The sequence below is a fragment of the Enterococcus sp. DIV1337a genome (assembly GCF_051712285.1).
In the GTDB taxonomy this organism is placed as follows: domain Bacteria; phylum Bacillota; class Bacilli; order Lactobacillales; family Enterococcaceae; genus Enterococcus; species Enterococcus faecalis.
The window spans coordinates 1130678-1151165 of the sequence record NZ_JBIOOP010000001.1 but is presented as its reverse complement, the minus strand read 5'-3'; the positions used below and the strand labels follow the sequence as shown (position 1 = coordinate 1151165).

The window sequence follows — 20488 nt, the reverse complement described above, 5'->3', positions numbered from 1 at the left end:
GCTAAAACACACTAAAAATTCTATAAATTTATTATTATTTTCTTGAGAAAACATCAAAATGTTGGTTCTAAAGACCAACATTTTGATGTTTTTAATAAAAATCTTTACAATTAATTAGTAATTTTTTTCACTTTTAGCGATAACAGCTCTTAAAAAAGAGTTATTTTAAAAATGACTTAAATATTTATCAAAAAAAGGAGGAACTAAAATCTTTTCGATTCTAGTTCCTCACTTTTAATATTCAACATCTTTTTTAATTAGAAGAATTCTTTTTGGCTTTTCTGGCAGAACGATCTTTTTGACGACGCTCAATTTTACGTTTTTTCTTATTGTTATCTTCAATTGCCCAATTAATTTTTTTCTTGTATCCCGGTTTAATTTTTTTCTTTTTCTTTTTCACTAAACCAATTAACGTTGGGTCTAATTCTTCTCGAGATTTTTCTCGTTTTGTTCGACGATTGCGATCATACGTCTCTACAATCTCACCATTTTTAATTTCTTTCGGTTTGAAAGAAACACCTAACTGCTCAATCTGAGTAATCGCTTCATCATCTGCTGGTGAATATAATGTTATGGCAGTCCCGCTTAATCCATTACGTCCTGTGCGGCCAACTCGATGAATAAAGAAGTCTAATTCATGGGGAACTTCTGCATTGATGACATGCGAAACCCCTTCAATATCAATCCCACGCGCCGCTAAATCAGTAGCTACCACATATTGATAATCAAGATTTTGAACTTGACGCATCACACGTTTTCTTTCGCGTGGTGTGATATCTCCATGAATTTTGGCAACTTTTAGGCCCTGATCTTTTAAGTAATCGGTGATTTCATCAACTCTTTGTTTAGTATTTGCAAAAACAATCGCTAAATAAGGATGCCCGATAGTCAATAATTGATAAATGATTTGATTGCTGTTTTTTCCTTTGGTGGAAATCAACCAATTGTCAATTGTTTCTGAAATAACTGCTTTTGGTTTGATCTGTTCAATCACTGGATTTTCTAAATATTTTTTTAAGAATGGTCGTAATTTTTCTGGAATGGTTGCAGAAAAAACGAGCATTTGTAATTTTTCTGGCAAACGACCAGCAATTTGATCGACTTCTGCTAAAAAGCCCATATCTAATGTCATGTCTGCTTCATCGACAACAAAGGCAAAAGCCGTATGCACTTTCAAGGCTTGTTCATTCATCATATCTAAAATCCGCCCTGGTGTACCAATCACCACATGAGGTTGCTGATGCTTTAATTTATTTAATTGCCGTTGTTTATCTGTTCCGCCAACAAAATTTGACACTCGAATTTCTGGTTGACTGAAACGAGCCAATTGCTGCGCTTCTTGATAAATTTGATTGGCTAATTCACGACTAGGCGCAGTAATCACAATTTGTACTTCGTCGATAGTTGGCTTAACTTTATCCATTAATGGAAGTAAAAAAGTATGCGTCTTGCCACTTCCTGTTTGTGATTGTCCAATGACACTTTTCCCTTTCTTAATGATTGGGATTAATTTTTCTTGGACTTCTGTTGGTTCTTCAAACCCTTTTTCTGCGAGTGCTTCGTTGATAAAAGGTTGAAATTGAAATTGTTTAAATGAAGGCACTTGCCTCACCTCTTCTCGTTAAATTCTTTATGCACTTTGGCATTATAACACAAAAACAACTTTTACTCACCTGCTGATTCCTTTGTTTTCGCAACTTCTAATGTACTGACTGTATAAGTATGGCTAGCTTTTTCATAAAACAAACGCCGTTTTTTACGAATCAAGGTAACCAAAACGTTGACCAAAAATAGTAAATATAAAATTAAACAGAACAAATACAAGATTAATGACACCATTTGCAACATCCGATTAGAAGAATTCAATAAATCAGTGGCATTAGCTAGATAAATACTAATTAAACCATACACAAAATACAAATAACCGTAGCGAACAAACAAGGCTTTTAAACGAATTTTTTCATGTCCTGTTTCAACCACCCGAATGCGAACAACTTTTTTCCCTAACGTTTGACCATTTGTCAGTTTCATCATGACGATAAAGACCGCAAACACCATGATAAAGAACCACATCCGATCTGAAAAAATCGGATAATTAGTTGCCCAATTTTTATAAGCTGGAATAAAATTTAATCCAAAAACGAGCAGGCCTTGTACAAAGCCAATCGCCAACCAATCAATCCCCCAAGCTAAGAAACGTCTTAACAGGCTAACTGTCTGCCCTTTTTCATAAGAGGTGGCATCAATTTCTTCTCGTGTTGGCAATAAAAAGGTAAAGAGCGGCGTCAACCAATACCCAACCATTCCTCCGACGGTATTATTAATTAAATCATTGACATCCGCCAAGCGATACGAACGTGGGTAAATAAAATAAAGACCAGATAACTGTGTTAATTCAAAAAATAATGACAATAAAAAACTAGCAAGAACTGTTTTTAAAAATGAGCATTTGAAATAATACCGTAAATACACACCAAAAGGTAAAACTAATAAAACATTAAACAGTGGTTCTAAAACGGCATGCTGTTTTAATGCTGGTAAATACGTACTAGGATCTTTGAGCGAAAAAACGGTTTCGTTTAAAATCCCTGAAATAAAATGAAAAGGCCGCAATTCCATTGTTGGTCCTGTGTATTGAGCCACTTCTGCCCGAGATGGCAACGGTAAAATCACCAAGAAATAGGCACATAATAAATAAAAAACAAATGAATACAAAATCATTGCTCGTGTCCAAACAAATGAACCATATTTGCGGTATTCATAGATTAATAATGCCCCAGAAATAAAAAATGCTAGAAACGGGAAAATAATGATTGCCCATTTAATTGGTTCGCTATATACTGCCATAAAAATTCCTCCAAGATAAACAATTTCAAGTATCAATGCCTCAATAACACTATACTTGTTTCTAAAAAAATGTACCAACAATAAATTTTATTTTGCAAATCCTCTCCTTTGCAGTATCATTAAGAAAAAGGAGGACGTTCTCATGTTACAGCCATATTTTGCGTTTGGAGTGCCGCTATTCTTACTTGTGCTCTACTTACTCTTTGCACTGATTCACCGTCAAACAACGATTCATTATTTACGGTTTATTTTGTTACTTATTTCAACATTTCTGATGGTTTTTAGTTTCCAAGTATTGCAAGAATCATGGACCATCAATCCTGAAACGTTAAAAGATGCCGCTTATTCTCCGCAATGGTTATGGATTCCTTTAGGTATCGGGTTAATCCTCACTATTTACAACGCTTGGCACGGCCTTCGTACAATGATAAAATACAAGACCGATAAACATTAGTAAGAGTCTAGGACGATGGTTGTGTCCTAGACTCTTACTGTCTCATCATTCAAATGAAATTTAATTTTTCTTAACAAACTCGGATTTTAACTTCATTGGACCAAAGCCATCTACCTTACAGTCGATGTTATGATCGCCTTCCACTAAACGAATGTTTTTCACTTTTGTGCCTTGTTTAATTGCTCCGCTAGCACCTTTGACTTTCAAATCTTTGATTACAGTAACACTGTCACCATCCGCTAAAAGATTGCCATTTGAATCCTTGACTACTAAGCCTTCTTCTGCAACTTCTTCCGTTGGTGACCATTCATGACCGCATTCTGGACAAATAAATAGTCCGCGATCTTCATAGGCATATGCCGACCCACATTCAGGGCAGTTTGGTAATTGCTCTGTCATTAACGTTCTCCTTTGTAAAAAATAATTCTTTTTCATTTTACCTTATTTTCTAGTGAATGAAAAGTAGTCCTAATGATTTATCAACGACAGATAAGTACTTTCTAATTACTGATTTATTTTGGGGCCCACTCTTGGCAAGCTGCCTGGATTTCTTGGTAAATCACTTCAATTTCAGCCGCATCACATGCATTAGCGCCACTTGCCAAAGGATGGCCGCCGCCATGATGTTTTTTAGCAATTGTATTAATGATTGGTCCTTTGGAACGTAACCGAACGCGATAATAACCTTCTGGCTGTTCAACAAAGATTGCCCATGAGAGAACATCTTCAATTTTTCCTGGCATTGAAACAATGGCTGCCGTTTCAGAATCGACAATATCATAACTGTTTAAAATACTTTGTGGTAAAACGACACGAGCAGCGCCATTTGCGTCGATTTCTAAATTTTGATAAATATAACCCGCTAATTTAGCAACCTTTAAAGGCATTTGGTCTAACTCACGATTTAAGTCTGCGGCATTAAAGTTAAACGTACGCAATTGTGCAGCGACAGCGAGTGTATGCGCCGAAGTGGAAGGATAAAGAAAACGTCCTGTATCCCCTACAATCCCAGCATACAATAAACGAGCTGCATTATCTGTCATCGTTAATTCTGCTAAATGCTGTTGCCAAAAATCAACAATAATTTCACTACAACTACTTGCATTTGTATTCACCCAAACTAAATCTCCATAGGGTTCATCATTCGGATGATGATCGATTTTAATTAATTGATCGCCTAAAGAAAAACGCGCATCACTAATTCGGGGAGCATTTGCAGTATCTGTTACAATGACTAATGCACCTCGATAGACATCATCAGTAATAACGTCCATTTCAGCTAAAAACTCTAAGCCTTCCACTGGTCCGCCTACTTGATAAATATTTTTTTCAGGAAAGCTCGCTCTTAAGAGTTCTGCTAACCCAACCTGTGAGCCAATCGCATCTGGGTCGGGCCTTTGATGTCTATGAATAATAATTGTTTCATATTGTTTAACTGCTGCCATAATTTCTTTTACTACGTCCATTCTTTGTAGCCTCCTACGTTCTCTCCATCACTTGGCAAACAACAATTGCTTTTGCCACAATGACATTTTCTAAATAAACTTCAATATCTAATTTTGCAGAGCGACGACCAATTTCTAAAATCCGTGGACGAATGTCCAATTCACTTTCCAACTGGATTAGCCGCAAATAATGTAGATTCACTTGTTCAATTAGTACATTTCTTTTTTGATTCATCAACATTGTTCGTTGTGTCACGTTAGAAATAATTTCACTTAGGACACCAAACGAGATGGTACCAACACTGTTAACCATTTGGGGCGCAACCGAAAAACGAAAACGGGTTGTTTCTTTGCCATTTTCTTCAACAGGCATCACTTCCCCGGAAATTTGATCTGAAATTGTATCTGCAATTTGTGGTTGTCGTTGCACCAATTGCATGGCTTTCATCACATCTTGGCGAGAAACAATTCCAACAAGCGCTAAATCATCTTCCACCACCGGCATGACTTCTAGACCATCCCAAATCATTTGATGACTGACACTCGCCACACTCATCATCTTTTTCACAACATTGGGGTCCTTTGTCATGACTTTATCCACGGTTAAATGTTCACTTTTACCAATGACATCTTTGGCTGTGACAATCCCCACTAAACGTAATTTCTTATTTACTACTGGGAAACGAGAATGATGGGTACTTTCAGATAATGCCTGATAATCTGCAATCGTTTGAGTTGTCAACAAATAATTGGTTTTTTCAAGCGCTGTATAAATATCACTGACGAGTAAAATGTCTTTTTTAATCAGCTGATCACTTAAAGCACGGTTAATCATAGTAGCCACAGTAAATGTATCATATGTGGTTCTCAAGACAGGCATACCCAGACGATCTGCTAACTGCGCAATCTCTTCAGATGTTTCAAATCCACCTGTAATTAAAACGGCTGCCCCATTTTCTAAAGCAAGCTTTTGCACACCTTGGCGGTTACCAACAATCATTAAGGATCCGGGAGTAATATATCGCGTCATCGCGGTTTCTGTCATCGCACCAATTACAAATTTATTAAGGACTTTGTCTAGACCAGAGCTACCGCCTAACACATCTCCTTCAATAATCCGGACCACTTCACCAAATGTTAATTTTTCAATATGTTTTTTTAACTTCCGCTCAATTCGTATCGTACCAACACGTTGAATGGTGGAAACAAGCCCAATATTTTCTGCATCTTTGATGGCCCGATACGCTGTTCCTTCACTAACACTTAAACTTTTGGCAATGCTTCGAACAGAGATTCGATCGCCAATCGGTAATTCTTCAATATGTTTTAAAATTTGATCATGTTTCGTCGCCATAATTTCCTCCTAAACTAGGATCGTCTCTCCTGGGTTTAATACTTTCCCGCCAACTACTTGTTCTACGAATATTGCTGGATTTTGTTGGATAACAGGAAAGGTATTGTAATGAATTGGAATGGTTATTTTGGGATTTAAGTAAGAGACTGCTTGTAGCGCATCCTCTGGTCCCATCGTATAATTATCGCCAATTGGTAAGAACGCTACATCAATGGATTGGTCTTTTGCAAAAAGGCGCATATCTGAAAACAACGCCGTATCACCAGCGTGATAAATTTTTTTATCTTCTGCTTCTAAAATAATCCCACTTGCTTCGCCCATGTAGGTCATTACGCCGTCTATTTCATAACCGGAACTATGCAAAGCTGGCACAAATTTAACCGAACCAAAAGGAAAGACATAACGCCCACCTAGATTCATTCCATGCGCTTTTATCCCTTGCGACTGCGCATACGTAGCCACTTCAGCTATCGCAATAATCGTTGCCTTGTTGGCTTGAGCAATTGCTAGCATATCGCCAATATGATCGCTGTGTCCGTGGGTGATTAAGATGTAATCAGGGTGTAAATCTGCAAGTGAAACGTCCGCTAAAGGGTTGCCATTAATAAAAGGATCAAATAAAAGGTTCGTGCCGTCATTTAGACGAATTTCAATACATGAATGTCCATGTCCTATCAGTTCCATTTGTATTCCTCCTACGGTATTTTCTACACAATCTTATGATAATTAATCGTCAAATTCATTCTTAAAAGTAATACAGTTTAGTACAGTTTACTTTCTTTATTGTAACAGAGAATTAGAAATATACAATCGCATTTGCTTATTTTCTTAGCTAGTAAAGAAACAGACGAGAAAAATCATGAATCTTTCTCGTCTGTTTCTTTTTACTTATTTGGTTGTTTTCCGAAAACGTAAAATCGTTAATATAAAGGCCGCTACACATAATAGAAAGGCGACAAAAAAGGTTTCACGCATTCCCACAATAAATATATCTGGGCGATTAGCCAGATACGTGGTCACTCTTTCACCATATGCTTCACTCATGCCACGATATAAAATGGTCGTTGACAACGCAATCCCAATGACCATCCCTAAGTTTCTAGCAAAAGAATTCATACTTCCTGCTACACCTAAGTCTTGCTTTTCAACACTGCTCATAACCATTGTATTGTTTGGAGACTGGAAAAGTGCATTTCCTAATCCCATAATGGCTGTTGCAATCACATAATACCAGATAGGCGAATTCATATCTAAAAACATATACATTAACGACGTACAGCACAAAAGCAACAAGCCGCCAAACGTTAAAATACCTGGGCCAATTTTATCCGTCAAATAGCCACTCAGAGGAGCCCCAACCACCATTAATAACGGAAATACCATCATTAATAGACCAGCATAACTAGCACTTAGTTTGCGTGCATCCTGCAAATAAAATGGAATGACAACATTTACAAAAAAGTTCGAGGCAAAAATTAAAACGGCGGACAATAAACTTAAAGTAAAAATTTTGTTTTTAAAAATTGCGAACTTAATAAGTGGGCTTTTTCTTTTCCGTTCAACCATTATAAATAATCCTAGTGCGATTACTGCAATAATGAACAATAAATAGGATTGTACCGAGCCAAATCCGCTCTCTTGTCCGAGGAAAATCCCGCCGAAGAACGTCATAATCGCAATGGCAATACAAGCAAATCCTGGAAAATCGATTTTTTCTTTTGTTTTTGTAATATCTTTTGGTAGAAACTTTTCACCGATTAAAATTGTAATTAGCCCCACGGGAACATTAATCCAAAAAATATAAGACCAAGAAAAGTTTGATAAAATCAACCCACCAATCCCAGGACCAGCAATCGCTCCTAAAGAGACAAAGGCACCTACTGCACCGAGCGCCCGCCCTCTTTCCTTCAGAGGGAATACTTCCGTAATAATTCCTGAATTGGTCGCCATGGTCATGCTAGCACCAATACTTTGAACGACTCGCGCAAATAGTAGAAAGCTCAGTGATTGATTAAAGCCACAAAGTAACGAACCAATCGTAAAAATAACCGTGCCGATTCGATAAACTTTTATTTTTCCAAAACTGTCGCCAATTTTTCCAAATAATAATAAACAAGCACAGACAACCATTAAATAGATAGATACGACCCATTCCGCTTGATTCATGGGTACGAACATTTCTTTTGAAATTGTCGGTAAAGCAATATTTACAATACTGGAATCTAATGTAGACATGAAGGTAAACATAGCCACAGAAACTAAGATCCACCAACGATTTTTCTGTACTTCAGAATCCTCTTGGTAACTTTTAATTTTCTCCATTGATTCATCCCCTCTCGCTCCAAAGCAATTTACTTACTAATAATAACTCTATTTCTACTTTTTTTCATCGGAAATTTTCTAAAAAATCACTCATGAGATGTTCACCTTCTTATTACACGCTCGCAATTGACAACCCTTCGCTTTTACGCTAATTTAAAATTAACAAACGGAAAACGCAAGGAGGACTTGAAATGACCTTAATTTCTCGCATTAAACAATTAGCTCAGTCAAAGCAATTAACCCTCGCCCAATTAGAAAGAAACGTCGGTATTTCCAATGGACAAATTCGTCGTTGGGATACCTCTTCACCTAAAGTAGAGAATCTTTTAAAAATAGCAGACTATTTTTCTGTTTCCTTAGACTATTTAATGGGCCGCACCCAACAAACAGAGATTAATCATCAGGCACCTATTACCAACATACAAAAAGAGTTACATATTCAGATTACTACGGAAGGCTTAACGGAGGAAGAAATTACTCAGTTAGAGGAAGAAGCAAATCGTTTCTTGCGGTTTCGTAAATTTGAAATGACCAATCCTTAAATAATACGACAGTCAGCGGCTCTGTGTTGTTTGTACTTATTAATTTATTCAGCCACTAGCATATTCATTGTAATAAACCAAATAAAGGCCAGAAGGAGACACTTTCTGGCCTTTATTTGGTTTATCTTCTTTATTTATCCTTACTTATAAAATAATCGATTTACCATACTCGATAATTTTGTCTAAACTTGTGTTCAATCGTAAACCAATTAGAATTATTCGTTGTTCCCAAATACGTCCATCCATTCGCAGAATAACCATTACGCACATTGATTTTCCCATAAACATATCCATGTAAATTTGGCGCCCAATTCCCTGTTGCTCGAGTTTGATATTGATGGAAATACCTCACGACCCAACCAACATAAGCTCTGTTTCTTGGGTTAACAGATTGACTACCAATCTCGTTTTGCAATTCAACTAACGCATCATTTTGAATGACTTCTTCTGCCTCTACTGGTGAATTAAACACCAAACTAACACCCAACAAATTTGTTAGAACACAACCATACACAACTTTCTTTTCCATTGTTTCTACTCCTAACCTAATATATTTTCACTATTTATAATTTTATACTACTAAATAATTATTCGAAAAACAACCTTTCTCTTTCTTTAATTTAATGTTAATATAATCTATATAACTTATTTCTAATAAAAGGAGGAAAAAAATTGAATAATTCAATAGAAATAACCAAGATCTGCGTAGCATTGAACAATAAAAACATCTTGAATGACTTGTCGCTTACATTAAATACGGGATCAATCACATGTATTGTGGCCCCAAATGGTACAGGAAAAACGACTTTTTTTAAATCACTCGTCCAACTTATTCCGTTTGAATCTGGTGAAGTAATAGTTGACAAAACATCAATCAAAAACAGAACTGACTACAATAAAAAAATCTTTTTCATAGAATCCGCGAATCAATTATTTGCAAATCTTACCGTTTACGAAAATATGCAAGTAGCGGCCAAGTTATGGAAACATGATGCTAATTTTGAATCAATCATTAACTTAGTCGGTGTTAACACGTACATAAACAAAAAAATTAAACACCTTTCTGCAGGTATGAAGCAAAAAGCCTTGCTCTCAGTCGCCATCGCTAGTGGTGCGTCTTTTCTGATTTTTGATGAGCCATTAAATGGTCTCGATATTGAAAATGTTGAGTACCTAGCAACCGTCTTTCTTACTTTAAAAGAGCAAGGAAAAACATTACTTTTGTCATCTCATAATATTTTCGAAATAAGCAAGCTTTGTGATGCAATTTATTTTTTAGATAGCGGTATTCTGAAAGCAGCGTCACTAGACTATCTACAATTAAAAGAAGAATACTACGAACTATATGCAACGAAAGGTCGTGCCTAAATGATAAAATTTGAACTAATTAAAATTTTTCGAGAGAAAACCACTTATTTTCTGTTTGCATTATTCGTTCTCGTTATTAGCGTTCCTTTTTTTCTAGGAAATGACAATTTTAATTATGTAAAATATTACGAAGATAATTACTATGCCGGCATAACAACGATTGAAAGTATCAAAGACGACCCAACTGCAACAAAAATCGTTGAAGACATCAAGGAAACAAATGGTTATTTAAAAAAGCTCATTGATTCTCTAAAGAAAGGAGATCAAAAAGCGATTGTCGAAAATGAGTATAACTTGGAAAAAAAAACGCTAGAAGGAATTCTAGATGGTAGTCTGCAAGCTAGACCAATTAGTGAACAAAAAAGTATAGTGGCCGTACTGGAGTATTTAAAAAACAATGGGCTAAATAAAACGAGTGATAATCCAAAAAAGATGGGCGTAATCCAATATCTAAATTTGGTTTTTTCTTCTCCTCAATTAATGCAAATTATTTTAATTCTGATTAGTTTCCAGATTGCTTATTTATTTAATTTAGACTATAAAAAACATAATTTCATTTGGTATTGTGTTTCTTCTAACTCCTATGTACGAACATATTACACCAAGCTTTTTGCCATTGTTTTGTCGCTCTTTGCAAACCTACTCAGCGCATTTCTCCTTGTACTTGTATTTGTCTTTCTGAAAAATGGACTGGGTGTGTTTAATTACCCGATTGCCACCAGTTCGAAAAATACGGAAGTCAGTTTGATAGCAACAGGTGACTTTGTCGTTAAAACAATCTTCTTTTTTATATTATTTCTAGCATTTCTAGCATTGTTAAGTTTAGTATTCAGCATTCTAACAAGTAATTTAATTCTAAATCTCTCTGTTTTAATTATTCCATTAGTGATTGGACAATACGATGTACTCAATACGTTACTTAACGAGAACTTAAAACCTTACATTCTCTTAAGCTACTTGGATATGCCTCATATTCTATTAGGTGGTGACATTATGAGACCTTTGCGAAATCCATTGTTAACCTATCAAAACGGGATCTTAATAACTCTTCTCACCATTCTCGTACTTGTCATAATCTCTCTAACTATCTTACTCTGTCCTTCTCAAAAGTTAATAGCAAAAAAAACTAGAACCTAAACAAAAAAACCACCACGACCGTCGTCTGTGGTGGAAATGAAGGTTGTTATTTACTCTTGGTAGGAGTAAGTATGAAAAAACCAATTCGGGATAATTGGCATAACGTAAGTATAGTGGTTTGTGCCTTTTTTATCATGAGTTTCAGCTATATTTTTTATAAAACTTTTATTAGAACACCATTAACAGTCCTTTATTTAGATTCTTTAAAGCGTTTCCCTATATTGAACATATTGTTTTAAACATTCGATTTCCTGTGCTACACTTACTCTTAGAAGGGGGATTTTATTATGGCAAATCAAAAAAAAGATAGCTTATCAACATTATTTTCTGAAGAAGTTCATGGACCTTTTGTTACCTTCTTGTTTAACACCCATGTCGCTCATCAAAACGTAGAAAAAGATTCGCTTGTTTTGAAAAATTTTGCAAAAGCGGCAAAAACACGCTTTGAAAAAAAATTTCCTGAAGAAAAATGGGCCGTTTTCCAAGAAAAAATTGATGCACTTCTAGCTGATGCTTCCTTCTGGCGCAACGGCACAGCAAGCGTTTCAATCATCTTATCTCCAGAGAATACCTTAGTCCAACGATTAGATGTGCCCGTTGATGATCAATATTACGTGGACACGATTCCTTATTTACTTGGACTAGTCAAAGACAAACAATTTAACTACCATTATTACCTACTTGCTCTAAATCGCGATTCAATGAAACTTTACAAGGTCGATCATACGACTGTGACTCCTGTTGAATTGCCTAAAGATGCACCAACCGACGTGGTCACAGCTTTAGGTGATGAATTAACGGGTGGCAATTTAAACTTTTCAACTCAAGGTAGTTCTAATGGTTCTAAAGAAGGTGTCGCTTATCATAGCATCAATACTAAAGATAAAGAAGTTGAAATTGATTGGGTGAACTACTATCAAGCGGTCGATACTTTCTTAAAAGATCAACTGGATAATCCTGAAAAATTACCGCTTTATCTTTATGCTTTACCAGAAAACCAAACACTTTTTAAAAAGATTGCTAAAAATCCTTATTATGATTGCTCAATTTCAGTTGCTGCTTCACCTGCACAAGCAACCATTCAAGATATCCGTAGCGCTAGTGAAAAAATAGCTGCAGAGTTAACAGAAAAAGAAACAGCTTCTTATAACAAATTACTAGATCGTAAATTTTTAGATCAATTTACTGATATTTCGCCAGCGGCAGCTGACGGCAAAATTTCTCATCTTTTTATTGCAACGTCACTCTTTGTTACTGAAAACAATGAAATGTCATCTGAAGAATATGACCGTCGCAAACTTTTAAACACTATTGCTTACCAAGTCATCCAAAACGGTGGTCAAGTTTTTGTCTTAGACCAAAAAGCTGCACCAGATGAAAAATCTTTAGCGGCTATCCTCCGTTATTAAAAAACATCCAAAAGCCCATTGTAAGAAAGCGCCTTACAATGGGCTTTTTTTCTTAGCCTTATTGAAACAGCACTATAACAGCCTTATCTTCACTTTCTAGTTTTTAAAAAACATCCGATAAAAAAGAAAATAAGGTTATTGCTATACAAAAACCAGTTAGTATGCTATAGTAATAGATGTAGTTTTTGTTCGGTAATATGGGTAGCTGTTTCAAATAAACATCTTCCACATTTTTCACCTTTCAAGTAATTGCAAAATATGAATGTGTTATAACACACACATCTAGGAGGATATTTATTATGGAAACAGGTACAGTAAAATGGTTTAACTCAGACAAAGGCTTTGGCTTCATCACTGCAGAAAACGGAAACGATGTATTCGTACATTTCTCAGCTATCCAAGGTGACGGCTTCAAAACTTTAGAAGAAGGTCAAGCAGTAACTTTCGAAATTGAAGAAGGTCAACGTGGCCCTCAAGCAACTAACGTTTCTAAAGCTTAATTAAACAATACTGACTCAAAAACCTGACGTTAAACGTCAGGTTTTTTTTTATAAAAAAAACAAGAAAACTTTCTGAAACTAAGTGTTTCCCCTATTTTTTTTTAAGAGTTTTCGTTATACTGAAGAGGAAAAATGTTTTAAAGGAGTTTATTTATGCAATTTTATGGTGATTTAACCTTTTTAGGTGTTTATTTATTGGGTCTCTTTTTCATTCCTTCGTGGCGGAAAAAGAAAAAAGAACACGATTGGTTACCGTGGACGTTTGGTTGGACTATCTTTTTATTCTTCTCTTATGTTTTGTATTTAGAAATCATTCGTGGTACAGCCTTCTTTTTAATCCCTATTGCTTTTTTTGGCTTGTTTGCGCTCTTCTATTTCAAAGAAAAAAGGCGTTTGTTAAATGGGACGTTATTTAATATTTTTCTTGTAGTTCTAGCAATTTATTTAGGGATTACTGCAATCCGGACAAACAACTACTTTCTAATCACCTTAGCAATTATTGCCCTTTTGGCTATCTTTATCGGGTTGGCTTTAGGAATTTATGCTTTAATTATTTTCCTTTATTGGAATGCGGTCGTTGTTATGAGAAAAGAAGGTCGTTCTTTAGGGAACTTGTTGACTTTGTTACTGGCGATCGGTTTAACATTATTGTTAATTTATAATTTCTTTTTCCAATCATTATTACCGACTTGGCTCTCCTTGCCACTAACTATTGCACCATTTATTTTGACTTATTTCGCGTTTGTTTTTTATAATTTCTTGACCGTTTCTACGTTGTATCAATTTAATCAGCCAAAATATACACAGGATTATATTGTTGTGTTAGGTTCTGGGTTAATCAATGGTGAGATTGTCCCGCCGTTATTGCAAGCCCGCATCAACAAAGCGATTCAATTTTACAAGGCTCAAAATCGCGCCACGTTAAATCCACCAAAAATCGTCATGTCTGGTGGCCAAGGTCCCGATGAATTACTTCCTGAAAGTGTCGCAATGAAAATGTATGCTTTGACGCAAGGTATTCCTGACGATGATATTTTAGTAGAAGCTCATTCAAAAAACACACTGGAAAATATGCGTTTTTCCAAAGAAACGATGATTGAGGATTTTGGAAATACTAATTTCCAAGCCATTTTTACTACAAACAATTATCACCTTTTCCGAGCGGGTCTTTTCGCTCGAATGGCTGGCTTAAAAGCGGATGGTATTGGAGCGAAAACCGCATTTTATTTTTTACCTAACGCGTTTATTCGAGAGTTCATTGCTATTGTAGTGATGTACAAACGCCGCCATATTATTGTTTGCGGCCTAGCTGCCATCGGTATGGTTATGTTATTCTTAACAGGCTTGATTATTCAGTAAAGAAGGAGTTTCCCCTATGAGTTTGTATCAAAAATTTATTCAAAATGAACGTTTGCGACGCTTTTGCGTCCTTGCTTTGATTATTTTTGTGCTTTATTTATCCAGAAGCATGATTACTACAATTCTTTTAACATTTATCTTTACCTATTTAGCTGTTCGTTTAGTCCATTTTGTTCAACGCTATATGAAAATCCCAACGATTGTCATCGTTCTCTTAACCTATGCATTGGTTGTTTTTCTAATCTATTTAGCGATTACTAAATATGTCCCCGTTTTAGTTAACCAAACGACTCAAATGATTAATTCTGTAGTTGATTTTTATCAAAGTCCACATACAGATACAAATCAAGTATTGCAATTTATTGATCAATACTTGGAAAAATCCAACTTACTCTCTCAACTACAGAATGGTGCTTCAATGATTCTACGCTATATTCAAGATATTGGCGCTGTTGGCTTATCGTTTGTCATGTCCTTTATTTTAAGTTTCTTCTTTATGATTGAGAAGAAACAAATGGCCGATTTTTCTAAGTTATTCTTAAAAAGTGATTTTGATTGGTTTTTTCAGGATATCTATTATTTTGCCAACAAGTTCGTCAACACATTTGGTGTCGTAATGGAAGCTCAGTTTTTCATTGCTGTGGTGAACACAGTTATTACTACCTTGGCCTTGGCAATAATCGGCTTTACGCAGTTACCTAGTTTAGCCATTATAATCTTCGTTTTGAGCTTAGTCCCAGTTGCCGGTGTGATTATTTCCTGCATTCCTCTAAGTTTCATTGCTTATTCCCAAGGTGGCTTGAACGATGTGATTTATATCTTAGCTTTAATTACAATCGTCCATTTATTTGAATCTTACGTGCTAAATCCTAAATTTATGTCTAGTAAAACAGAGTTACCAATCTTTTATACGTTTGTCATTTTATTAGTTAGTGAGCGTCTCTTTGGTGTATGGGGACTTATTGTAGGAATCCCTGTATTCACTTTCTTCTTAGATGTCTTAAAAGTAAAACCGATTCGTGGCCTAAAACGGCTACCCAATGTTAAAAAAAATAGTTCAGCAGAATAATTTCTGCTGAACTATTTTTTATTGTTTTCTTAAATCATTTAAAATAGCCGAGGCTCGGTCTTGGTTCATCGTTTTTTGACGTTTTAATTGTTGAGCGACTGCCTCAACCTCTTTACCAGTAGCTCCGACCGTCATCGCTAAAGAACGTGCTTGTAAAGCCATGTGTCCTTTTTGAATTCCTTCAGAGACTAAGGCCCGTAACGCCGCTAAATTTTGTGCCAAACCAACAGCCGCTACTACTCGACTTAGTTCTTTTGCATCTGTCACTGCTAACAAATCAGCGGCTGCTTGAGATTTAGGCAAGACTTTTGTGGACCCGCCCACCGTAGCTAAAGCAAGCGGGACTGAAATTTCACCAATTAGTTGTTCGCCATCCAGCGTCCAACTAGTCAAGCCTTGGTAGCGACCTTCTTTCACCGCAAAAGCATGACAAGAAGCACTAACAGCGCGCGTATCATTTCCAGTGGCTAAAACTACGGCTTCAATGCCATTCATGATCCCTTTGTTATGCGTGACTGCCCGATAAGGATCTAACGAAGCATAGCGTGAAGCTAAAACAATTTTTTCAGCAATTTCCCGGCCATTGCTCCCCTTACTTAGACGTGAAACTGGAATAGCCGTTTTCATCGTAACAACCGACTCCGTTGCATAATTACTTAAAATACTGAATAAAATCTTTTGCTCCGCAAACCATTCACGGAACAACTCTGCCACGCCTTCCAACATAGCGTTAACGATATTCGCCCCCATTGCATCCTTAACATCTACTAAAAAGTCGACAGATACAAATGATTCATCAAAAGCACGATATTGCAATTCTCTTAAGCCGCCGCCGCGTTTAACGATAGATGGATAACTTACCTCTGCTTGTTGAAAAATTTCCGTTTCTCTTACTTGTAGTTTATCAATCAATGACTCGGCGTCTGCAACATCGTAAAAAACGATTTGACCACGCATCAAGCGTTGTTGACTCACTGTTTTAAATCCTTGTGCTATTTTGGCACCATTACTCAAAGCCGCAATCACTGAGGGCTCTTCTGTCGCCATTGGTACCAAATAATCAGTTTCGTCCACTGTTAAATGTAAGCCAACGCCCATCGGCACTTCTGTTTCACTGATTTGATTTTCAATCATATGATTGGCAATCTGCGAAGATAAAGCTGTATTTTCAAATTCTATTTTTGTATCGGCAGAAATCTTACCTTCATTAAGAAGAGAAGCCAGGCGTTCCTCAGGACTCATTTGATAAAATCGGCTGTTTTTTTTTTGCTGAGGTCTCTCTAGTAGCATAGCGAGTCCTAAGCCACCACCGATACATAAAGAAGCCACGCCATATTTTTTTTCTTTTTGATTTAATTGATAACTTAAACTTGTTAATAAACGAGCGCCTGTGGCACCAATCGCATGACCTAATGAAATACCGCCACCATAAATGTTAACCTTTTCCTCTGGTAAAGCCAGTTCTCTTTGGACCACGATTGAAGTTGCTGCAAATGCTTCGTTGATTTCATACAGATCAATTTCTTCCGTAGTAAGTTGATTCCGCGCTAACAGTTTTTGAATGGCTTTAATCGGCGAAATCCCCATATAGGCTGGATCAATGCCGACTTCCACGCTGTCTCGAATAATAGCTAAATAAGGAAGACCGTGTGCTTCGGCATATTCTTGTGAAGCAATAATCAAAGCAGAAGCCCCATCATTAATGGTTGACGCATTCCCTGCAGTCACGGTACCGTCTTCTTTAAAAACAGTTTTAAGCGTTCCTAGCTTCTCAACGCTCGAATTAGGGCGAATCCCTTCATCTTTCTCCACAAGCGTTCCTGACACTTCTAAGGGAGCTATTTCGTCAGCGAACATCCCTTCTGCTTGTGCTTGAGCTGCTTTTAATTGTGAATGTACAGAAAATTGATCTTGCTCTTCTCTCGTTACATGATACTTTTCGGCCACATTTTCAGCAGTTAAACCCATTGCTTGACCACTAAAGGCATCTGTTAATCCATCGTACATCATACTAGAAAAAGGCGCATCATAGCTTTCTGTTTCGTAATTAAAGCGTTGTAATTTAGGTGCTTGGGACATATTCTCAATTCCGCCAGCAATTAAAACTTCCGCTTCCCCTAATTGAATCAATTGTTTCGCCAAAATAACGGCCTTCATTCCTGATCCGCAGACCTCATTAACTGTCATTGCGGGAATTTCATGAGACAAACCGCTGTTTATTGCTATTTGTCGTGCGGGATTTTGGCCATTTCCAGCTTGTAAAACATTTCCGAAGATTACTTGATCAATTTCTTCAGAAATATGGGAATGTCTTTTCAAAAGTTGTGTTGTAACATGTGTTCCTAAGTCTACGGCACTTATTTGACTTAAGCTGCCTTTATATTTTCCAATTGGTGTTCGTAATGCATCAATAATAACTACTGTTTTCAACTAAATGCACCTCCATCTTGAAATATATCATAAAATCCCAGAATCACAAGTGCCAATCACTGAATGTTAACAGACTTATAAGATATTTTTTAATAATCTATGAAGTTAATACAAAAATCCCCCATTTTGGTTCATTTCGTGCTATTTTATATAATGAATCTATTTATCGTAAAGGAGTTAAAGAAATGACAATTGGGATTGATAAAATTAGTTTTTTTGTGCCCCCATATTATATTGATATGACGGCACTGGCTGAAGCTAGAAATGTAGACCCTGGAAAATTTCATATTGGTATTGGGCAAGACCAAATGGCGGTGAACCCAATCAGCCAAGACATTGTGACATTTGCAGCCAATGCCGCAGAAGCTATCCTGACCAAAGAAGATAAAGAGGCCATTGATATGGTAATTGTAGGGACTGAGTCCAGTATCGATGAGTCAAAAGCGGCCGCAGTTGTCTTACATCGTTTAATGGGGATTCAACCTTTTGCCCGCTCTTTCGAAATCAAGGAAGCTTGTTACGGAGCAACAGCAGGCTTACAGTTGGCTAAGAATCACGTCGCCTTACATCCAGATAAAAAAGTCTTGGTTGTAGCGGCAGATATTGCAAAATATGGCTTAAATTCTGGCGGTGAGCCTACACAAGGAGCTGGAGCGGTTGCGATGTTAGTTGCTAGTGAACCGCGCATCTTGGCTTTAAAAGAGGATAATGTGATGCTGACGCAAGATATCTATGACTTTTGGCGGCCAACAGGTCATCCGTATCCAATGGTCGATGGTCCTTTGTCAAACGAAACCTACATCCAATCTTTTGCCCAAGTCTGGGATGAACATAAAAAACGGACCGGTCTTGATTTTGCAGATTATGATGCTTTAGCGTTCCATATTCCTTACACAAAAATGGGCAAAAAAGCCTTATTAGCAAAAATCTCCGATCAAACTGAAGAAGAACAGGAACGAATTTTAGCCCGTTATGAAGAAAGTATCATCTATAGTCGTCGCGTCGGAAACTTATATACGGGTTCACTTTATCTGGGACTCATTTCCCTTTTAGAAAATGCAACGACTTTAACCGCAGGCAATCAAATTGGGTTATTCAGTTATGGTTCTGGTGCTGTCGCTGAATTTTTCACTGGTGAATTAGTAGCTGGTTATCAAAATCATTTACAAAAAGAAACTCATTTAGCACTGCTGGATAATCGGACAGAACTTTCTATCGCTGAATATGAAGCCATGTTTGCAGAAACTTTAGACACGGACATTGATCAAACGTTAGAAGATGAATTAAAATATAGTATTTCTGCTATTAATAATACCGTTCGTTCTTATCGAAACTAAGTATTTATATCCCCCGATTCAATCAACAAAAGAGCTAGACATTCAAGCAAAAACTTGAATGTCTAGCTCTTTTTATGAAAGCCAAACTTCTTTGACCCCGTTTGTCACGGCAATACCATCTGTCAAAGCTAAACGTTGTGAATAAGAAACGTAGCCATAATAAACATCAACACCGCCGCCATTGTTCCAAGTAACAGTGATTTTAACATTTGGAGTAATCGATTTTGTAGCTGGTTGGGTCGTCGGGCGATAACTAGTCGTATCATAACTTAAAATAGTGCCCGAAGCTCCACTTATTTCGGCTTTTCCTGTGTAAATTTCGCCATTCGTATTCGTCTGCGTGACCGCTCCATCCGATTCAATGATTAAACCCGCTTGCTTTTGATCTCCTCGTGGATAATAAAAAAGATAGGTGGTTGCCCATTTAGCAAATTCATCTGGAATCGGTTTAAGTGATTCCGTTTGTGCCGGACTCGACTTCGTTTGCTTTTCAACCGCGACTTCTTCTTGTCTTTTTAAGCCTTCATTATTTTGATTATTTAGTTTCTCAACCGTTTCTTTAACGATCGAATAGTGAGGTTTCCCTAAATCGCTAACAGGGATCGTAGCTAATTTTTCTTCTGATTCTTTATATTGCCCCTCTGCCGTTAACTTTTTAGCTTCTGTAATAATGGCATCATACTTGGTTTGGTCTACAGAAGAGGATGTGCTTTGTCCCGTAGCTTCGACTTGCTTTGTAACACTGGTTTTTTCTGTGGTCACGTCTGACGAATTTCCACAAGCACTTACAAACATTGAGCTAACGATTAATAAACATCCCACAATCACATGCTTTTTCATCTTTAAATCCCCCATTTGTCTATCTTTGTTATTTTTTGTTACTTAAATTATCCCATAGATGAACAAAAGAAACCA

19 protein-coding genes are annotated in these 20488 nt (G+C 36.7%); 9 read left to right on the top strand and 10 right to left on the bottom strand.

Features of this window, described 5'->3' with window-relative positions; genetic code table 11:
- Positions 1 to 253: 253 nt before the first annotated feature.
- Together IGL49_RS05615 and IGL49_RS05610 are read right to left on the bottom strand one after the other, a co-directional pair.
- The gene (locus tag IGL49_RS05615; protein ID WP_373413004.1) at positions 254 to 1612 is read right to left on the bottom strand and encodes a DEAD/DEAH box helicase; all 1359 of its coding nucleotides are present in this window, start codon (positions 1610 to 1612) and stop codon (positions 254 to 256) included.
- Positions 1613 to 1665: 53 nt separating this feature from the next.
- Positions 1666 to 2847 carry a VanZ family protein gene (locus IGL49_RS05610; RefSeq protein ID WP_104854986.1) on the bottom strand — a complete coding sequence of 394 codons (1182 nt, stop codon included), beginning with the start codon at positions 2845 to 2847 and terminating at the stop codon, positions 1666 to 1668.
- A 55-nt stretch (positions 2848 to 2902) separates the two neighbouring features.
- Between IGL49_RS05610 and IGL49_RS05605 the strand changes: the two genes are divergently transcribed.
- Positions 2903 to 3301 carry a hypothetical protein gene (locus IGL49_RS05605; RefSeq protein WP_162782457.1) on the top strand — a complete coding sequence of 133 codons (399 nt, stop codon included), beginning with the start codon at positions 2903 to 2905 and terminating at the stop codon, positions 3299 to 3301.
- A 60-nt stretch (positions 3302 to 3361) separates the two neighbouring features.
- On the opposite strand, the gene IGL49_RS05600 is transcribed toward IGL49_RS05605, so the two are convergent.
- From IGL49_RS05600 to IGL49_RS05580, 5 genes are all read right to left on the bottom strand, one after another.
- The gene (locus IGL49_RS05600; protein ID WP_002357741.1) at positions 3362 to 3700 is read right to left on the bottom strand and encodes a zinc ribbon domain-containing protein YjdM; all 339 of its coding nucleotides are present in this window, start codon (positions 3698 to 3700) and stop codon (positions 3362 to 3364) included.
- A 113-nt stretch (positions 3701 to 3813) separates the two neighbouring features.
- The gene (locus IGL49_RS05595) at positions 3814 to 4767 is read right to left on the bottom strand and encodes a DHH family phosphoesterase (RefSeq protein WP_104854984.1); all 954 of its coding nucleotides are present in this window, start codon (positions 4765 to 4767) and stop codon (positions 3814 to 3816) included.
- A gap of 13 nt (positions 4768 to 4780) precedes the next feature.
- Positions 4781 to 6100, bottom strand: a complete 1320-nt coding sequence (locus IGL49_RS05590) for a DRTGG domain-containing protein (protein ID WP_002357743.1) — start codon at positions 6098 to 6100, stop codon at positions 4781 to 4783.
- A 9-nt stretch (positions 6101 to 6109) separates the two neighbouring features.
- On the bottom strand, positions 6110 to 6784 hold the full coding sequence (locus IGL49_RS05585) for a metal-dependent hydrolase (RefSeq protein WP_104854983.1): 675 nt from the start codon (positions 6782 to 6784) through the stop codon (positions 6110 to 6112).
- A 204-nt stretch (positions 6785 to 6988) separates the two neighbouring features.
- Positions 6989 to 8422 carry an MFS transporter gene (locus tag IGL49_RS05580; protein ID WP_104854982.1) on the bottom strand — a complete coding sequence of 478 codons (1434 nt, stop codon included), beginning with the start codon at positions 8420 to 8422 and terminating at the stop codon, positions 6989 to 6991.
- A 191-nt stretch (positions 8423 to 8613) separates the two neighbouring features.
- On the opposite strand from IGL49_RS05580, the gene IGL49_RS05575 reads away from it, so the two are divergent.
- Positions 8614 to 8964, top strand: coding sequence for a helix-turn-helix domain-containing protein (locus IGL49_RS05575; protein WP_104854981.1), 351 nt, complete (start codon positions 8614 to 8616; stop codon positions 8962 to 8964).
- Positions 8965 to 9124: 160 nt separating this feature from the next.
- On the opposite strand, the gene IGL49_RS05570 is transcribed toward IGL49_RS05575, so the two are convergent.
- The gene (locus tag IGL49_RS05570; protein WP_010777603.1) at positions 9125 to 9493 is read right to left on the bottom strand and encodes a hypothetical protein; all 369 of its coding nucleotides are present in this window, start codon (positions 9491 to 9493) and stop codon (positions 9125 to 9127) included.
- 143 nt (positions 9494 to 9636) lie between these two features.
- Between IGL49_RS05570 and IGL49_RS05565 the strand changes: the two genes are divergently transcribed.
- From IGL49_RS05565 to IGL49_RS05540, 6 genes are all read left to right on the top strand, one after another.
- Entirely contained in the window at positions 9637 to 10332 is a 696-nt protein-coding gene (locus tag IGL49_RS05565) for an ATP-binding cassette domain-containing protein (protein ID WP_104854567.1), read from the top strand.
- On the top strand, positions 10333 to 11469 hold the full coding sequence (locus tag IGL49_RS05560; protein WP_104854568.1) for a hypothetical protein: 1137 nt from the start codon (positions 10333 to 10335) through the stop codon (positions 11467 to 11469).
- 287 nt (positions 11470 to 11756) lie between these two features.
- Positions 11757 to 12878 (top strand): baeRF6 domain-containing protein, encoded by a 1122-nt coding sequence (locus IGL49_RS05555; protein ID WP_104854569.1) that lies wholly within the window; start codon positions 11757 to 11759, stop codon positions 12876 to 12878.
- A gap of 299 nt (positions 12879 to 13177) precedes the next feature.
- The gene (locus tag IGL49_RS05550; RefSeq protein ID WP_104854570.1) at positions 13178 to 13378 is read left to right on the top strand and encodes a cold-shock protein; all 201 of its coding nucleotides are present in this window, start codon (positions 13178 to 13180) and stop codon (positions 13376 to 13378) included.
- Positions 13379 to 13531: 153 nt separating this feature from the next.
- Positions 13532 to 14737 (top strand): YdcF family protein, encoded by a 1206-nt coding sequence (locus IGL49_RS05545; protein WP_162782455.1) that lies wholly within the window; start codon positions 13532 to 13534, stop codon positions 14735 to 14737.
- Between the two features lie 16 nt (positions 14738 to 14753).
- Positions 14754 to 15806, top strand: coding sequence for an AI-2E family transporter (locus tag IGL49_RS05540; protein WP_104854571.1), 1053 nt, complete (start codon positions 14754 to 14756; stop codon positions 15804 to 15806).
- Positions 15807 to 15824: 18 nt separating this feature from the next.
- On the opposite strand, the gene IGL49_RS05535 is transcribed toward IGL49_RS05540, so the two are convergent.
- On the bottom strand, positions 15825 to 18236 hold the full coding sequence (locus IGL49_RS05535; RefSeq protein ID WP_104854572.1) for a hydroxymethylglutaryl-CoA reductase, degradative: 2412 nt from the start codon (positions 18234 to 18236) through the stop codon (positions 15825 to 15827).
- Positions 18237 to 18421: 185 nt separating this feature from the next.
- On the opposite strand from IGL49_RS05535, the gene IGL49_RS05530 reads away from it, so the two are divergent.
- Positions 18422 to 19573 carry a hydroxymethylglutaryl-CoA synthase gene (locus IGL49_RS05530; protein ID WP_104858267.1) on the top strand — a complete coding sequence of 384 codons (1152 nt, stop codon included), beginning with the start codon at positions 18422 to 18424 and terminating at the stop codon, positions 19571 to 19573.
- A 72-nt stretch (positions 19574 to 19645) separates the two neighbouring features.
- Here the strand turns inward: IGL49_RS05530 and IGL49_RS05525 are convergent, their stop codons facing one another.
- Entirely contained in the window at positions 19646 to 20428 is a 783-nt protein-coding gene (locus tag IGL49_RS05525) for a hypothetical protein (RefSeq protein ID WP_164982871.1), read from the bottom strand.
- Positions 20429 to 20488 lie beyond the last annotated feature (60 nt).

Bases quoted from the DNA above. Each gene is read 5' to 3' on its own strand.
- IGL49_RS05540 (WP_104854571.1), top strand. From the start codon at position 14,754: ATGAGTTTGTATCAAAAATTTATTCAAAATGAACGTTTGCGACGCTTT.
- IGL49_RS05595 (WP_104854984.1), bottom strand. From the start codon at position 4,767: ATGGACGTAGTAAAAGAAATTATGGCAGCAGTTAAACAATATGAAACA.
- IGL49_RS05555 (WP_104854569.1), top strand. From the start codon at position 11,757: ATGGCAAATCAAAAAAAAGATAGCTTATCAACATTATTTTCTGAAGAA.
- IGL49_RS05545 (WP_162782455.1), top strand. From the start codon at position 13,532: ATGCAATTTTATGGTGATTTAACCTTTTTAGGTGTTTATTTATTGGGT.
- IGL49_RS05610 (WP_104854986.1), bottom strand. From the start codon at position 2,847: ATGGCAGTATATAGCGAACCAATTAAATGGGCAATCATTATTTTCCCG.
- IGL49_RS05585 (WP_104854983.1), bottom strand. From the start codon at position 6,784: ATGGAACTGATAGGACATGGACATTCATGTATTGAAATTCGTCTAAAT.
- IGL49_RS05560 (WP_104854568.1), top strand. From the start codon at position 10,333: ATGATAAAATTTGAACTAATTAAAATTTTTCGAGAGAAAACCACTTAT.
- IGL49_RS05575 (WP_104854981.1), top strand. From the start codon at position 8,614: ATGACCTTAATTTCTCGCATTAAACAATTAGCTCAGTCAAAGCAATTA.
- IGL49_RS05580 (WP_104854982.1), bottom strand. From the start codon at position 8,422: ATGGAGAAAATTAAAAGTTACCAAGAGGATTCTGAAGTACAGAAAAAT.
- IGL49_RS05550 (WP_104854570.1), top strand. From the start codon at position 13,178: ATGGAAACAGGTACAGTAAAATGGTTTAACTCAGACAAAGGCTTTGGC.
- IGL49_RS05590 (WP_002357743.1), bottom strand. From the start codon at position 6,100: ATGGCGACGAAACATGATCAAATTTTAAAACATATTGAAGAATTACCG.
- IGL49_RS05570 (WP_010777603.1), bottom strand. From the start codon at position 9,493: ATGGAAAAGAAAGTTGTGTATGGTTGTGTTCTAACAAATTTGTTGGGT.
- IGL49_RS05525 (WP_164982871.1), bottom strand. From the start codon at position 20,428: ATGGGGGATTTAAAGATGAAAAAGCATGTGATTGTGGGATGTTTATTA.
- IGL49_RS05530 (WP_104858267.1), top strand. From the start codon at position 18,422: ATGACAATTGGGATTGATAAAATTAGTTTTTTTGTGCCCCCATATTAT.
- IGL49_RS05600 (WP_002357741.1), bottom strand. From the start codon at position 3,700: ATGACAGAGCAATTACCAAACTGCCCTGAATGTGGGTCGGCATATGCC.